16 protein-coding genes are annotated in these 14,689 nt (G+C 69.3%); 6 read left to right on the top strand and 10 right to left on the bottom strand.

Annotated elements, in window-relative coordinates; genetic code table 11:
* Nucleotides 1-73 precede the first annotated feature (73 nt).
* Complete coding sequence (locus AB0M51_RS09790) at nucleotides 74-592, top strand: TetR/AcrR family transcriptional regulator (protein ID WP_344188168.1); 519 nt, start codon at nucleotides 74-76, stop codon at nucleotides 590-592.
* A 10-nt stretch (nucleotides 593-602) separates the two neighbouring features.
* Here AB0M51_RS09790 and AB0M51_RS09785 read toward each other — a convergent pair whose 3' ends face one another.
* From AB0M51_RS09785 to AB0M51_RS09775, 3 genes are read right to left on the bottom strand one after another with little or no spacing between them, the layout of a single operon-like run.
* The gene (locus AB0M51_RS09785) at nucleotides 603-791 is read right to left on the bottom strand and encodes a hypothetical protein (protein ID WP_344188169.1); all 189 of its coding nucleotides are present in this window, start codon (nucleotides 789-791) and stop codon (nucleotides 603-605) included.
* A complete protein-coding gene (locus tag AB0M51_RS09780; protein ID WP_344188170.1) occupies nucleotides 781-1,230 on the bottom strand; it encodes a sigma factor-like helix-turn-helix DNA-binding protein in 450 nt (149 codons plus the stop codon). The genes AB0M51_RS09785 and AB0M51_RS09780 overlap by 11 nt, the downstream gene beginning before the upstream one ends.
* 26 nt (nucleotides 1,231-1,256) lie before the next feature.
* Nucleotides 1,257-2,216: an NAD(P)/FAD-dependent oxidoreductase gene (locus AB0M51_RS09775; RefSeq protein ID WP_344188171.1), complete on the bottom strand. Its 960-nt coding sequence runs from the start codon at nucleotides 2,214-2,216 to the stop codon at nucleotides 1,257-1,259.
* 50 nt (nucleotides 2,217-2,266) lie between these two features.
* On the opposite strand from AB0M51_RS09775, the gene AB0M51_RS09770 reads away from it, so the two are divergent.
* The 5 genes from AB0M51_RS09770 to AB0M51_RS09750 all read left to right on the top strand — a co-directional run bounded on the left by AB0M51_RS09770 (nucleotide 2,267) and on the right by AB0M51_RS09750 (nucleotide 6,163).
* Nucleotides 2,267-2,842 carry a helix-turn-helix transcriptional regulator gene (locus AB0M51_RS09770; protein ID WP_344188172.1) on the top strand — a complete coding sequence of 192 codons (576 nt, stop codon included), beginning with the start codon at nucleotides 2,267-2,269 and terminating at the stop codon, nucleotides 2,840-2,842.
* Nucleotides 2,843-2,855: 13 nt separating this feature from the next.
* Nucleotides 2,856-3,806 (top strand): asparaginase, encoded by a 951-nt coding sequence (locus tag AB0M51_RS09765; RefSeq protein WP_344188173.1) that lies wholly within the window; start codon nucleotides 2,856-2,858, stop codon nucleotides 3,804-3,806.
* 186 nt (nucleotides 3,807-3,992) lie between these two features.
* Entirely contained in the window at nucleotides 3,993-4,370 is a 378-nt protein-coding gene (locus AB0M51_RS09760; protein WP_344188174.1) for a group 1 truncated hemoglobin, read from the top strand.
* Between the two features lie 6 nt (nucleotides 4,371-4,376).
* Nucleotides 4,377-5,519 (top strand): globin domain-containing protein, encoded by a 1,143-nt coding sequence (locus AB0M51_RS09755; protein ID WP_344188175.1) that lies wholly within the window; start codon nucleotides 4,377-4,379, stop codon nucleotides 5,517-5,519.
* The gene (locus AB0M51_RS09750) at nucleotides 5,516-6,163 is read left to right on the top strand and encodes a DivIVA domain-containing protein (protein ID WP_344188176.1); all 648 of its coding nucleotides are present in this window, start codon (nucleotides 5,516-5,518) and stop codon (nucleotides 6,161-6,163) included. Before AB0M51_RS09755 ends, AB0M51_RS09750 begins: the two co-directional genes overlap by 4 nt.
* Here the strand turns inward: AB0M51_RS09750 and AB0M51_RS09745 are convergent.
* The 7 genes from AB0M51_RS09745 to AB0M51_RS09715 are packed head-to-tail and all read right to left on the bottom strand — an operon-like array spanning nucleotide 6,156 to nucleotide 14,673.
* Entirely contained in the window at nucleotides 6,156-7,388 is a 1,233-nt protein-coding gene (locus AB0M51_RS09745; protein WP_344188177.1) for a sigma-70 family RNA polymerase sigma factor, read from the bottom strand. The genes AB0M51_RS09750 and AB0M51_RS09745 overlap by 8 nt on opposite strands.
* Nucleotides 7,366-7,773, bottom strand: a complete 408-nt coding sequence (locus tag AB0M51_RS09740) for a YciI family protein (protein WP_344188178.1) — start codon at nucleotides 7,771-7,773, stop codon at nucleotides 7,366-7,368. The genes AB0M51_RS09745 and AB0M51_RS09740 overlap by 23 nt, the downstream gene beginning before the upstream one ends.
* A 15-nt stretch (nucleotides 7,774-7,788) precedes the next feature.
* Nucleotides 7,789-9,009, bottom strand: a complete 1,221-nt coding sequence (gene ftsY / locus AB0M51_RS09735; RefSeq protein WP_344188179.1) for a signal recognition particle-docking protein FtsY — start codon at nucleotides 9,007-9,009, stop codon at nucleotides 7,789-7,791.
* A gap of 43 nt (nucleotides 9,010-9,052) precedes the next feature.
* A complete protein-coding gene (cydC, locus tag AB0M51_RS09730; RefSeq protein WP_344188180.1) occupies nucleotides 9,053-10,660 on the bottom strand; it encodes a thiol reductant ABC exporter subunit CydC in 1,608 nt (535 codons plus the stop codon).
* On the bottom strand, nucleotides 10,657-12,282 hold the full coding sequence (cydD, locus tag AB0M51_RS09725) for a thiol reductant ABC exporter subunit CydD (RefSeq protein ID WP_344188181.1): 1,626 nt from the start codon (nucleotides 12,280-12,282) through the stop codon (nucleotides 10,657-10,659). Before cydD ends, cydC begins: the two co-directional genes overlap by 4 nt.
* Entirely contained in the window at nucleotides 12,279-13,262 is a 984-nt protein-coding gene (gene cydB / locus AB0M51_RS09720) for a cytochrome d ubiquinol oxidase subunit II (RefSeq protein ID WP_344188182.1), read from the bottom strand. Before cydB ends, cydD begins: the two co-directional genes overlap by 4 nt.
* A 10-nt stretch (nucleotides 13,263-13,272) precedes the next feature.
* On the bottom strand, nucleotides 13,273-14,673 hold the full coding sequence (locus AB0M51_RS09715) for a cytochrome ubiquinol oxidase subunit I (RefSeq protein WP_344188183.1): 1,401 nt from the start codon (nucleotides 14,671-14,673) through the stop codon (nucleotides 13,273-13,275).
* Nucleotides 14,674-14,689: the final 16 nt, after the last annotated feature.

Here is a 14,689-nt window from a genome sequence, read left to right as displayed (position 1 = left end):
GAGCCACGGGGTGAGGCCGCGCCGCGGCAGACCACGCGATCCGGAAGCGGAACCGAGGATCCGCCGGTACGCCGTGCAACTGCTGCTGGAGCGGGGATTCGACGGAATGACGGTGGACGACGTCGCCGAGGCCGCGGGGGTCGGCAAAGCGACGATCTACCGGCGGTGGGCCAGCAAGGAGCTGCTCGCCAACGACGCGATGTCCGACCTGTTCGACCTGGAGATCCCGGACGCGGACACCGGTTCGATCGCCGGGGACCTGCGCCAGGTCTACCGGGTCGCGCTGGCGTTCGCGAACAGCGAGCGCGGCCGGGCGATGATCCGGCTCGCGGTCTCCGAGGCGAACCGCGACGAGGGGTCCGCGGCCGTGTACCGCGGCGTGCTGGAGCGCCGGGTCGAACTGACCGCGCAGGCGCTGGAGCGGGCCCGCGCCCGCGGTGAGCGGATCAGGCGCTCCGCCGATCCGGTGCTGATGGTGGAGTGGATGGCCGGCGTGTTCGTGATCCGCGCGTTGACCGGCCAGCCGATGCCACCGCCGGAGGAGGCCGACCGGCTGGCCGAGCTCACGCTCCGGACGATCCTGGAGCCGTAGGAGACACGCCCTAGCCGACCTGGATGACGATCGACACGACGGTCAGGGCCACGATCACGGCCACGACTGCGAGCATGACGGTACGGCGCTGACGGCGCCGTGCCGCCAGACCCGCGGCCCAGGCCGCGTCCGCCAGGTTGAGCTCCGGCAGCAGGTCGCCGGCCCGGACGAGCAGCGGTGGTACGTCCTCACGCCTCATGGGGCATCCCGCCGGTCCCCGCGCCGAGCGCCGTCCGGAAGCGGCTGAACGCGGTCATGCCATGGGTGTGTACCGCGGGCTGGGACATCCCGAGCAGATCGGAGATCTCGAACTCGGTCAGCTCCTCCAGATGCAGCAGGACGAACACCGCGCGCTGTGCCGGCGTCAACTCGCCCAGGGCGACCTTCACCGCGTCCTCCTCGCCCTGGAACGGCTTGTCACGGTTCCAGGGCCGCAAAGCCGGCTGGTAGAGCAAGCGCTGGACGAAGACGTCCGGGTCGTCCACCTTCGTCCAGCGCATCGACAGCCGTGTGAAGGCACGCAGCAGCACCTGTTCAGCTCGTTGCAGGTCGCCGTACACGAGGTACGTCGTACGCAGCCATCTGCCCTGTCGTGCATCGACGAACGAGGCGAAATCCGGGTCGACCGTGTCGCGCATCCGCCCTCCCGGACCTATTCAACTCCTCAACTACGGCGGGCGGCTACTGCCAGCCGCGTCTCTTCGTTGATGAGGTCGAAGTTGATCGCGGCTCCGGCCATCAGCCCGGCGGCCGCGGACGGCATGACCTGCGCCATCGGGTTGCTCACATTGCCTGCGGCGAACACGCCTGGCACCTGTGTAGCGCCCATTCCGTCGACCTGGATCGCGGTACCGACCTCAACACCGTTCGACTCCACCATGGTCGTTTCCAGTCCCAGATCGGCCAGGAAGCCTGCCCGGGCGCGAACAGTCGTTTGAATCGCCAACACCTGCCGTGGGACCACCGTGCCGCCTTCCAGACGTACGCCGGTGATCTTGTCGTCAGCCACCTCCACCTGCTCGACCTTGCCCTGTACTACGGCGATTCCACGGGCAGCCAGCTCTTCCCACTGCTCCTCGGTCGGCTCCGGTGCGGTGTGCAGGAACAACGTCACGTCGTCGCTCAACTGCCGGAACAGCTGCACCTGGTGCATCGCCATCGGACTGGTCGCCAGTACGCCGATCGCCTGGTCCCGCGCCTCCCAGCCATGGCAGTACGGGCAGTGCACCACGTCCTTCCCCCACCGTTCGGCGAGCCCAGGTACGTCAGGCAGCACGTCCACGAGCCCAGTGGTCACCAGCAGCCGCCTGCCGAGGTACGTCGTACCGTCCGCAAGCTCCACCACGAAGCCGTCCGCCGTACCCCGGGCCGTCGTCACGGTGCCGTCGGCGAACTCACCGCCGTACCCCTGCACCTCCCGGCGGCCGAGCGCGTAGACCTCGGCGGGCGGTACGCCGTCCCGCGTGAGGAAGTTGTGGACACCGTCGGCGGGCGCGTTGCGCGGCGTACCGTCGTCGATCACCAGCACCGACCGGCGGGACCGGACCAGCGCCTGCGCACCGCTCAACCCGGCCGCACCGCCGCCGATCACGATCACGTCGTAGTTCTCTGTTCTCGAGGTCATGCCCCGATGATGCGTGGTGATTTTCATTTTCGACAAGTAATGTTGCCGGCATGGCAAACGACGACGATGTCCTGGAGTCGGTCGGCCCCCGGCTGCGAGCACTCCGGACCGAACGCGGTACGACGCTGGCGCAGCTGTCCGACGCCACCGGCATCTCGGTCAGCACCCTGTCCCGGCTGGAGTCCGGGCAGCGCAGGCCGACCCTGGAGCTGCTCCTGCCGCTGGCACGTGCCCACCAGGTGCAGCTGGACGAACTGGTGGACGCGCCGCCGACAGGCGACCCGCGGATCTACGCCAAGCCGATCATGCGGCACGGCGCCGTGCACGTCCCGCTGAGCCGCCGGCCGGGCGGCCTGCAGGCGTTCAAGCAGATCCTCCCCGAGGGTTACCCGGGCAACGACATGACCCAGAAGACCCACGAGGGCTACGACTGGTTCTACGTGCTGTCCGGCCGGATCCGGCTGAAGCTCGGCGACCAGGACTTCGTGGTCAAGGAGGGCGAGGTGGCCGAGTTCGACTGCCGGGTGCCGCACTGGTTCTCCAACCCGGGACCTGGTCCTACCGAGGTGCTATGCCTGTACGGCCCGCAGGGAGAGCGGATGCACGTCAGAGCACGGACCAGATGACAGGAGACACCGAGTGACCGTCGCGTTGTTCACCTTGGGCGGGACCATCTCGATGGCGGGCAGCCATCGGCTGACCGGAGCAGACCTCACCACCGCGATGCCCGGTCTCACCGACCTCGGGCACGAGGTGGAGATCCAGGACGTCGAGAAGATCCCCAGCGCCAACCTGACCGCGGCCAAACTGCTCGAGGTCGTCGAGGCCGCCGCCAAGGCCGTTGCCGCCGGTGCCGCCGGGGCCGTGATCACGCAGGGCACCGACACCCTCGAAGAGAGCGCCTTCCTCGCCGACCTGGTCTGGCCACATCCGCAGCCGCTCGTGTTCACCGGTGCGATGCGCAACCCAACGCTGGCCGGTCCGGACGGCCCGGCGAACCTACTGGCCGCCCTGCGGGTCGCGTGTTCCCCCGCAGCACGCGACCTGGGCGCACTGGTCGTCTTCACGGAAGAGATCCACGCAGCCCGCTGGGTCCGCAAGACACACAGCACGAGTACTGCGACGTTCCGGTCACCGAACGCCGGGCCGCTCGGCCACGTCGTCGAGGACCAGGTCCGCGTACTCACCCGCCCGGCGCGCCTGGAGAGCATCCAAGCCCAGGCAGACCTCGACAGCATCCGGGTGGCGCTCTACACGGTCACCATGGACGACGACGCCCTGCTGTTGCAGGGCCTCGCCGACACCCACCAGGGCCTGGTCGTCGCCGGGTACGGCGTGGGCCACGTGCCGGCGGCACTCGCCCCGGTGCTCGGAGACCTCGCCACCCGGATCCCCGTCGTACTGACGTCCCGGACCGGCGCCGGGTCGGTGGTGCGGAACACGTACCACTCCCCCGGCTCGGAAACCGATCTGTTGCGGCGCGGGCTGATCGACGGCGGCTTTCTCGATCCGTACAAGGCGCGCATCCTGCTTCGGTTGCTGCTGGCAACGAACTCCGGGATCGCCACAGTGTTTGAAAAGTACGTTTGATTATTGCCTCTGGCAACCTTCCCGGTGACAGAGTTCTTACCCGCCCCCAGGACACCCAAACCAGGCGGCACGATCATCGGACGAATTACGGGAATTACCGGTTTTGCGCTTGACCGCGGCACCCGTGAGTGCTCGGATCGTCACCGCTCGGGGACCGAATTTTCGAGGTTGGGAGATGGTTGCGCCGTGGTCGAGAAGACACCGGACGGCACTGATTACGACGCGGTCGGCGGGGGGCCGGCGATCGCGTCGGTGGTAGAACTCTTCTACCGGAACGTCCTCGCGGACCCGCAGCTCAGCGGCTACTTCACGAACAGTGACCTGACCAAGCTGAAGCGGCACCAGGTGCAACTGGTCTCGCAGGTCATGGGCGGCCCGGTGACGTACGAGGGCCAGGCGCTGGCCGACGCGCACAAGGGCCGCGGGATCACCGGCGGCGACTTCGGCCGGGTGGTGGTGCACCTGGTCGGTGCGCTGGAGGCGCACGAGGTACCGGACGACATCATCGGCCGGGTGGTGAAGGCGCTGGGCGCGACCCAGGGCGACATCGTCACCGCCAGCTGACGCGGGATGGATCCGGCCGCTCTGAAGAACAGCTGGGCCCTGGTCACCAAGGCCGGCGACGAGGTACCGCTGTTCTTCTACTCACACCTGTTCCTGTCCCACCCCGAGGTCCGGGAGATGTTCCCGGTCTCGATGGCCGCGCAACGCGACAAGCTGGTCGGCGCCCTCGGCGCCGTGGTCAGCAACGCCTCGCAGCTCGACGAGGTGGTGCCGTTCCTGCAACAGCTCGGCCGCGACCACCGGCGCTTCGGCGCCGTGGCCGACCACTACTCGGCGGTCGGTGCGTCCTTGCTCGCCACCCTGCAGCACTTCCTGGGGGCCGCGTGGACGCCGGACCTGGCAGCCGACTGGGCCGCGGCGTACGGCCTGGTCTCCAGCGTGATGGTCCAGGCCGCCGAGGAGTCCGCGGAGGACGACGCGCCCGCCTGGTGGGCCGGCGAGGTGCTCGGCGTGGACCGCCGCACGATGGACGTGACCGTCGTGCAGATCCACCCGGAGCAGCCGCTGGACTACCTGCCCGGGCAGTCGGTGGCGATGGAGATCCCGTACCGGCCGCGGCGCTGGCGTTACTACACGCCGGCGAACGCACCCCGGCCGGACGGCTCGATCGAGCTGCACATCGGGCTGGTCCCGGGCGGGCAGGTCAGCGGGCCGGCGGTGCGGTCGCTGAAGCGCGGTGACCCGGTCCGGCTCGGTGCTCCGGTCGGCGACTCGCTGAAGCTGCCGGCCGACACCGACCGCGACGTGGTGATGATCGCGGGCGGTACCGGGCTGGCCCCGTTCCGGGCGATGCTCGAGCACCTCGACCGGCAGGCCGCCGACCGGCCGGTACCTCGCGTACACCTGTTCCACGGCGCCCGGATGCCGTGGAACCTGTACGAGCACAGACAACTGACCAGCCTCAGCCAGAGGCCCTGGTTCAACTACACCCCAGTGGTGTCGGACGACACGTCGTACCCCGGTCAGCGTGGCCAGGTCGGCGCGGTCGCCGCCGCCCAGGGGCCGTGGGCCGACCGCACCGCCCTGGTGTGCGGTTCGCCCGCGATGGTCCGGCACACGGTCGCGGAGCTCACCGCGGCCGGCATGCCGGCCGCCGCCATCCACACCGAGTCCTTGGGGACCACCACCTCGGCAGGGAGTCAGCAGTGACGCGCCAAGATCCGTTCGGCCGGAAACCGGCTCAGTCGCCGTACTCGATCCGGAACCAGCTGTTCAGCATCCGCCGGAAGGGCTACGACACCGCCGAGGTGTCCGCCTACCTGGCCGATCTGTCGGACCAGGTGGAGTACGCCGATGCGGACCGGGCGGAGCTGCGGGCCGAGGTGGAGCGGCTGCGCGCGAGCACGACCGACACCGAGCAGCGGGCGCACATCACCGCACACGCCGTCGGGCTGCTCAGCCAGGCGCAGCAGATCGCCGACAACCTGGTGTCCGAGGCGGAGCAGTACGCCAAGGACCTGGTGGAGAACGCCCGGTCGCAGCAGCGTGAGGCATTGAAGCAGGCGCACGAGTCGGTGGAGTCCGCCGTGAAGCACATCCCGGCCGCTGATGCCCCGGTGGCCGAGCTGGAGTACGTGCGGACGTTCACCCGGGTGGCTCACGTCCAGCTGCGGTCGGTGCTCGACGCACTGGCCGAGCAGGTGGAGCGGCTGGGCAAGCTGCCGGAGACACCGTCCCAGCCGGATCACGAACCGGCTGGTGAGGTGTTGTGGTGGAACGACCTGTCCGCTGCAGCGGAAGACTCCGTCCTGGACACCAGGTCCCCGGTCGGCGGTCACCGGCGTACTAGCTGAGAGCTCCGGCCTTGGCCAGTAGGTAGTCGCGCTCCGGCGTGCTCGTCGTACCACGGGCCGCCGCCCGGAAGTGTCCGGCGGCGGTCTCGTGGTCACCGCGCATCTCGTACAGGTGCCCGCGGGTGGCGTCGAGCCGGTAGTGGCCGGCCAGTTCGTCGTCCAGCGGTTCGAGGAGCTTCAGGCCGGCGTCAGGACCGTCCACCATGGCGGCCGCGATCGCACGGTTGAGTTTGACCATCGGGTTGCCGGACAGGTCCTCCAGCAGCCCGTACAGCGCGAGGATCTGCGGCCAGTCGGTGTCTTCGGCGCGGGCCACCTCGTCGTGCAGCGCGGCGATCGCCGCCTGCAGCTGGTACTCCCCCAACGGTGGGCTGTTGAACGCCTCCACCGCGAGCGCCACGCCCTCAGTGATGTACGCCTGGTCCCAGAGCGTCCGGTCCTGCTCGGCCAGCGGGACGAGCTCCCCACGCTGGCCGGTCCGTGCTGCACGCCGGGCATCGGTCAGCAGCATCAGGGCGAGCAGCCCGGTGACCTGTCCGTCGTCAGGTAGCTGAGCATGCACGGCCCGCGTCAGGCGGATCGCCTCGCTCGACAGGTCGCTCCGGTGCAGCTGTGCGCCACTGGTACTCGTGTAGCCCTCGTTGAACATCAGGTAGAGGACATGCAGCACGTTGCGCAGCCGGTCCGCATCCGCGTCCAGTTCGAAGCTGGCACCCTTCAGCTTCTGCTTGGCGCGGCTGATCCGCTGCGCCATCGTCGCTTCGGGCACCAGGTACGCCGTGGCGATCTCAGCCGTGGTCAGTCCGCCGACCGCCCGGAGCGTGAGCGCGATCGCCGACGCCGGTGTGAGCGCGGGGTGACAGCACAGAAACAGCAGCCGAAGCGTGTCGTCGTGCTCCTCGACCTCACCCAGCGGTACCTCGCGGAGCGCCGCACGCTCCTCCCGGCGCCGCCGGGCCTGCTGCTGGCGTACCTCGTCGATGAACCGCCGTGAGGCCGCCTGGATCAGCCAGGCCTTCGGGTTGTCCGGCCGGCCGGCCCGGGGCCACGTGGTCACAGCCGCGACCAGGGCCTCCTGTACGGCGTCCTCGGCCGCCGCGAAGTCTCCGGACCAGCGCACGACCGCGCCGAGGACCTGCGGTGTCAGCTCCCGGAGCAGATCCTCCAGACCCTGCCCGCCGGTACTCCCGCCGGCAGTCCCGTCAGAAATCTTGGAGGTCGCCATCCGAGTCCATCACCCGGCGGACCTCGATCGGCTGCTCCAGCGGTACGCCGCCCGGCCCGGGAGCGCTGGACTGCTCCGCGGCGATCTCCAGCGCCCGCTCCTCCGACTCGACGTCGATCATCGTGTAGCCGGCCAGGACCTCTTTGGACTCGGCGTACGGGCCGTCGGTCAGCACCGGCGCGCTCACACCGGTCGCGCGGACCACCTTGGCGTGCTTCGGCCAGGTCAGCGCGTTCACCTCGACCAGCTCGCCGCTCTGACGCAGCCGCTCCACGTGGTCGCCCAGGTACTTCATGTGCGCGTCCATGTCGGCCTTGTCCCACTCCAGCATCGGAGTGTCGCAGTTCCCGCCGTCCATGGTCATCAGCAGCATGAACTTGGTCATCCCGGTCCCCTTTGCTCAGTCCAGCAGTGCGTCGACGAACTGCTCAGGGTCGAACGGTGCCAGATCGTCGGCTCCCTCGCCCAGACCGACCAGCTTCACCGGTACGCCGAGCTCGCGCTGGACGGCGATCACGATGCCGCCCTTGGCCGTACCGTCGAGCTTGGTCAGGACCAGGCCGGTGACGTCGATGACCTCAGCGAACACCCGGGCCTGGGTGAGCCCGTTCTGGCCGGTGGTGGCGTCGATGACCAGCAGCACCTCGTCGACCGTGGCGGACTTCTCGATCACCCGCTTCACCTTGCCGAGCTCGTCCATCAGACCGGTCTTGGTGTGCAGGCGGCCGGCGGTGTCGACGAGGACGACGTCCGCCTCTTCCTCGATGCCTTCCTTGACCGCGTCGAACGCGATGCTGGCCGGGTCGCCGCCCTCGGGTCCCCGCACGGTCCGGGCGCCGACCCGCTCGCCCCAGGTCTGCAGCTGGTCGGCGGCGGCCGCACGGAAGGTGTCGGCGGCGCCGAGCACGACGTGCTTGTCCTCGGCGATCAGCACCCGGGCCAGCCGGCCGACGGTCGTGGTCTTGCCGGTGCCGTTCACGCCGACCATCAGGACGACGGCGGGCTGGCCTTCCTTGCGGCTTGCCTTGATCGACCGGTCCATCGACGGATCGACCAGGCTTACCAGCTCCTCGCGGAGGATCTGCCGGGCCTGGTCGGCGCCGACGCCCTCGACACGCATCCGCGTCCGCAGCTTGTCGACCAGCTCCTGGGTCGGTGCGACGCCGACATCGGCGGTGATCAGCGTGGTCTCGATGTCCTCCCACGCCTCCTCGTCTAGCTTGTCCCGGGACAGCAGCGCCAGCAGACCCTTGCCGAGCGAGCCCTGCGAACGGGCCAGCCGGGCCCGGAGCCGGACCAGCCGGCCCTGCGCGGACTCCGGCTTCTCGAGCGTGGTCTCCGGCTGCTCGAGCGTGGTCTCCGGGAGGTCGGTGTCCTCGAGGGCGCGGGTCGGGGTGTCGCGCGGTTCCCCGGCGTCCTCGCCGACCTGCGGTTCGGCGCCGGCCTCGGGGGTGGTTTCCGGCGCCTCGACGGCCGGCTTGGTGGCCGACGGCAACTCTCCGCGGCGCCGCCGGGCGACGACCAGACCGGTGGTACCGACGACCAGGACGACCGCGATCACGACCACGATCGTGATCAGCGCCTGGTCGGTGAGCAGCGAGACGAGCTGTGGGGTCAACACGGTTCCCCATCTTGACAGACACCCGGCCCGCCGCACGCATTCGTCACGTCAGGCAAACCAGTTGTCGCGGAACGTGAGGAGGAACCAGCTCGGGCCTGTGGGTGAGCAGCACCACCGTACGGTCGCCTGCCGCGGCGAACAGGTCGGCCAGGAGCGCCCGGCCGGTCTCCTCGTCCAGGTGCTCCGTGGGCTCGTCCAGAACCAGTACGTCCCGGTCGGCGAGCAGCAGTCGCGCGAAGGCGAGTCGCTGGCGTTCACCGCCGGACAGGCGGGCGCCGTGCTCGCCGACCATCGTGTCCAGGCCGTCGGGCAGGTTCTCAACGAAGACGCCGAGGCGGGCGCGGTAGAGCGCCTTCCAGAGCTGCAGGTCACTCACGCCCGGCTTTGCCAGCAGCAGGTTCTCCCGGATGCTCGTGTCGAAGACGTGACTCTCCTGGGTCAGTAGACCGACGACTGTACGTACCTGGTCGCCTTCGAGGCTGGAGAGGTCTACGCCGTCCAGGAGGACCTCTCCGCCGCGTGGCTCGAGGAAACGGAGCAGGACCGCCGCCAGGGTGCTCTTGCCTGATCCGCTCGCTCCCGTGATCACGACGCGGCTGCCGGCAGGCATGTCGACGGTGAGACCGTCCAGTACGTCGGTGTCGTCGTACCCGACGCGGAGGAGGTTCACCTGGAGATCCCGGCCGGGTGGGAGCGGGAGGGGGTCGCGCGGGTCGGTGACCGGTTGTGGGGTGTCCACGAGTTCCTCGACTCTGGCGAGGGACGCCCGTACGCGGAGCGCCAGTTGAGCGGCGGCGGGGATGCCTCCCAGTACGTCGGCGAGGGCCAGCGGGGTGAGGACCAGTACGGCGAAGACCGCGCCGGCGATGTTCGCCGTACTGCCGAGGACCAGCGCGGCAATGCTCGCGCCGCCGACACAGACGACGAGCAGGGCGCTGCCGAGGCCGGTGCTCCAGGCAGATCGGCGTTCGGCCGCTGCCAGGTGCGCGTCGCGGCGGGTGAAGTCGTCCAGGACCGTCTCTACGGCGTCGTAGGCGAGTACGTCGGCTGCGGTGAGCAGGGTCTCGGTGGTGGTGGCTGCTACGTCACCACGGGCGCCTGCGATGCTGCGCTCGGCGTGCTCCGCGGTACGGGCTGTCAGCCACGGCACGACGGTGCAGGCGATGAGTACCGCGAGGGCGACTGCTACGCCTGCTGCTGGGAGCAGTAGGACGAGGAGGGCAACCGTCGCGGTGGCTGTTACCGCTGCGACCGCAACAGGCAGCAGGACACGCAGCCACAGGTCGAGTACCGCGTCCACGTCCAGCACTAGCCGCGCCAGCAGGTCGCCTTGTCGTTGACTCTTCAGCGGCGCCAGCTTCTCGAGTCGACCGGTCACGCGAGCCCGCGTCTCCCCGAGCACCCGGTACGCCGCGTCGTGTCCCACCAGGCGCTCCACGTACCGGAAAACACCCCGTCCGACCCCGAAAGCCCGTACGGCCACGATGGGGACCATCAACAGCAGCACAGGCGGCTGAGCGGACGCAGCCGTGATCAACCAGGCAGACGTAGCCAGCAAAGCCACGGCAGATCCAGCCGCAGCAACCCCCAGTACGAGTGCCAGGACGAGCCGCCACACCATGCCCCGCTGCGGACGAGCCAACTCGTTCATGCGTTCACCAACTGTCGGGATCCTACGGAGACGGTGCGGTCGGCCGCTGCTATCAGGGCGGGGCGGTGGGCTACCAAGAGGATCGTGCGGCCGGTGGCGCGGAGGGACGTGATGACCTCGGCTTCGGTGTCGGGGTCCAGGCCGGCGGTGGGCTCGTCCAGGAGAAGGACGGGGGCGTCGGTCAGGAGGGCCCGGGCCAGTGCCACGCGGCGTTGCTGGCCGCCGGAGAGTTGGTGACCTTGTTCGCCGACGGCCTTGTCCAGCGGCAGGTCGGCGGCCCCCGCGGCAGTCAGCGCCGCGCGGACCTGGGCGTCGGTGGCGTCTGGGCGGCCGAGGCGGACGTTGCCGGCGACGGTGCCCAGGCGAAGACCCGGGTTCTGCGGGACCCATGCGAACTGGCGCCGCCACACGGACGGCACGAACTCGTCGGCGGCGCTCCCACCCGCGACCACCACCCCGCGATCCGGTACGACGAAGCCGAGCAGCACGGCAAGTACGGTCGACTTCCCGGCGCCGCTCGGACCGGTCAGCGCGACCACCTCCCCCGGCCGCACCTCCAGGTCGAACCCGTCGAGCGCCGGCTCCTCCCGCCCCGGATACGTCACGGTCACGTCGTACAGGTGCAGCGGCGTCACGCGCAGATCCGGTACGTCGGTCCGCTCGCCCCGCTCCGGCAGCCGCGTCTCCAGCACCCGGAACACCTCTTCGCTCGCCGCCACCCCGTCCGCGCTCGCGTGGAACTGCATGCCGACCTGGCGCAGCGGGAGGTACGCCTCAGGAGCCAGGATCAGCACCATGAGCGCCGTCTCCAACCCGAGCTTCCCGTCCACCAGCCGAAGCCCGACGCCCACCGCGACCAACGCCACCGACAGGCTCGCCAACAACTCCAACGCGAACGACGACAGGAAAGCGACCCGCAGACTCCCCATCGACGCGACCCGGTGCTGATCGGTGACCCGCCGTACGGCGGACTCCTGCGCCTTGGCCCGGCCGAACAGCTTCAACGTGGTCAGCCCGCCGACAACATCCGCGAAATGATGGGCCAACACCGCCAACGCATGCTGCCGCCGCCGGCTCCGGGCTTGCGTCACCCACCCGATCAAGACCATGAAGATCGGAATCAACGGCAACGTGATCAGTACGGTCCCAGCAGCAATCAGATCGCCCGTAGCCATCCATCCGATCACTCCGGCCGGCACAGTGGACGCCAGCACGAGCTGAGGCAGGTACCGGGCGAAGTACGGGTCCAAATCGTCCAAGCCCTTTGTCAGCAGCGTTGTGAGCGCACTGCTGCGCTCACCGCTCAACCACACCGGCCCTAGCTTCAACGAGTGCTCCAGCACCTGCCGCCGCAGCGTTGACTTCACAGCAGCCGCGGCACGTTGCGCGACGACCTCTTGCGCCCACACCAGCAACGCCCGCGCAGCCACCACAGCGGCCAGCCCCCACGCGACCGCACCGACCCCAGTGCCATGCAGCACGACGCCCGCGATGCCATGCGCCAGCAGCACCGCCTGCGTGATGATCAGCACGCCGCTGAGCACACCGATCACCACAGACGCGGCCAGGAACACCCGGGCGCCTCGTGCTCGCCGCAGCAGCCGCGGGTCGAGCGGCTTCATGCGGCCACGACCCGCTTGCGGAACACCCAGTACGTCCAGCCCTGGTACAGCATCACCAGCGGCAGGAAGATCGCCGTGATGATCGTCATCGCCTTGAGCGTGTAGGGCGAGGAGGCGGCGTCGGCCGCGGTCAGGGAGGTGCCTGGAAGCGTCGACGGCATCACGTCCGGGAACAGCGCGACGAACAACGACACCACGGCCAGCCCGATCGCGAGCGTCGTACCGACGAAGGCCCAGCCCTCGCGGCGCAGCAGGTTCGCGACCAGACCGCCGGCGAAGGCGGCGATCGCGGCGACTGTCAGAACCAGCGACGCGGTGTCGCCGCCCCGCAATTCCTGCGCCCACACCAGGAACGCGATCGTCAGCACCGCGGCGACCGCGCCGGCGCGGGTCGCGAGCCGGTTGGCGCGGACGCGCAGGTCGTCGGTGGTGCGCAGCGCGAGGAAGATCGCGCCGTGCGTGACGAACACGGCCACGAACGTCAGCCCGCCGAGCAGCGCGAACGGGTTCAGCAACGTCCCGAAGCTCCCGACGTACTCGTGCCGCGCGTCCAGCGGCACCCCGCGCACGATGTTGCCGAAGGCAACGCCCCAGAGCAGCGCGGGCAGCACCGACCCGGCCACGATCATGCCGTCCATCCGGGACCGCCAGACCGGATCGTCCCGCTTGCCGCGGTACTCCAGCGCGACACCGCGGACGATCAGCCCGACCAGGATGAAGAACAGCGGCAGGTAGAACCCGCTGAACAGCGTCGCGTACCACTCCGGGAACGCCGCGAACGTCGCCGCGCCGGCCATGATCAGCCAGACCTCGTTGCCGTCCCAGACCGGTCCGATGGTCTCGATCGCGGCCCGTCGCTCGGTCTCGTTCCGGCCGAGCACGCGGTACAGCATGCCGACGCCGAAGTCGAACCCCTCGAGCACGAAGTACCCGGTCCAGAGCATCGCGATCGCGATGAACCACACAGTCGTCAGTTCCATCTCGAGCCCCTCAGTACGCGAACGACAGCGGTTTGTCGGGCTGGTCGGTGCCGGTGTCCGGCGGTGCGTCGGTCCCGGCCAGGCCGCCCCGGATCGTCCGCAGCATCAGCTTGGTCTCGACCACCGCGAGAGCGCCGTACAGCAGGGTGAACCCGACCAGCGACGTGATCACCTCACCGCTCGTCGTACCGGGTGAGACACCCGAGGCCGTCCGCAACAACCCGAACACCAGCCAGGGTTGCCGTCCGGTCTCGGTGAAGATCCAGCCGAAGGTGTTCGCGACCAGTGGCAGCAGCGGCAGCGGCGCCACCACCCAGATCAGCCAGCCGGCCGGCGCGCGGCCGCGGCGGGTGGTCCACAGCAGCCAGAGCGCGATCGCCGCGGACAGCATCCCGACCCCGATCATCAGCCGGAACGTCCAGTAGGTCAGTGGGATGTTCGGCTTGTACGAGCCCGGTCCGTAGAGCTGTTCGTACGCGTCCTGCAGCGAGTTGACGCCCTTCACCTCGCCGCCGAAGTGCCCGGTGGCCAGGAACGACAGCAGGTACGGCACCTTGATCGAGAAGATCTCCTTCGACCCGTCCAGCGTGCCGACCGTGAACACCGAGAACGACGCCGGCTTCTCGGTCTCGTACAGCGCCTCGGCCGCCGCCATCTTCATCGGCTGCACCTCGGTCATCACCTTGCCCTGCAGGTCGCCGCTGATCGCGACACCCACACTCGCCACCAGTACGACGGACGCCCCGATCTTCAGCGCCGACCGGAAGACGTCGCGATCCGCCTGCCGCCGGAGCAGGTGCCACAGCGCGACACCGGCCACGAACGCACCACCGACCATGAACGCGGCGAAGATCGTGTGCGGATAGGTGACCAGCACGACCTTGTTGGTCAGCACCGCCCACAGGTCGGTCAGCTCCGCGCGACCGCGGGCGGCGTTGTAGCGGAAGCCGACCGGGTGCTGCATCCACGAGTTGGCCGCGAGGATGAAGTACGCCGAGAGCTGCGTGCCGAGCACCACCATCCAGATACAGCCGAGGTGGACCAGCTTCGGGAGCCGGTCCCAGCCGAAGATCCAGAGGCCGATGAACGTCGACTCGAGGAAGAATGCGAGCAGGCCCTCGAGCGCCAGCGGGGCGCCGAACACGTCCCCGACGAACCGCGAGTAGTCGCTCCAGTTCATCCCGAACTGGAACTCCTGGACCAGGCCGGTGACCACGCCCATCGCGATGTTGATCAGGAACAGCTTCCCGTAGAACTTGGTCAGCCGGAGGTACTTCTCCTTCCCGGTCCGGTACCAGGCGGTCTGCAGGCCGGCGGTGATCGCGACCAGCGAGATCGTCACCGGCACGAAGAAGAAGTGGTACACGGTGGTGATCGCGAACTGCCACCGGGCCAGATCCAGGGTGTCCATCGGAAGGCCTCCCAGC

The sequence above is a fragment of the Kribbella sp. NPDC051137 genome, assembly GCF_040682535.1.
Classification (GTDB): domain Bacteria; phylum Actinomycetota; class Actinomycetes; order Propionibacteriales; family Kribbellaceae; genus Kribbella; species Kribbella karoonensis.
The sequence above is the reverse complement of the archived record's forward strand: the minus strand, read 5'-3'. Positions and strand labels throughout refer to the sequence as shown.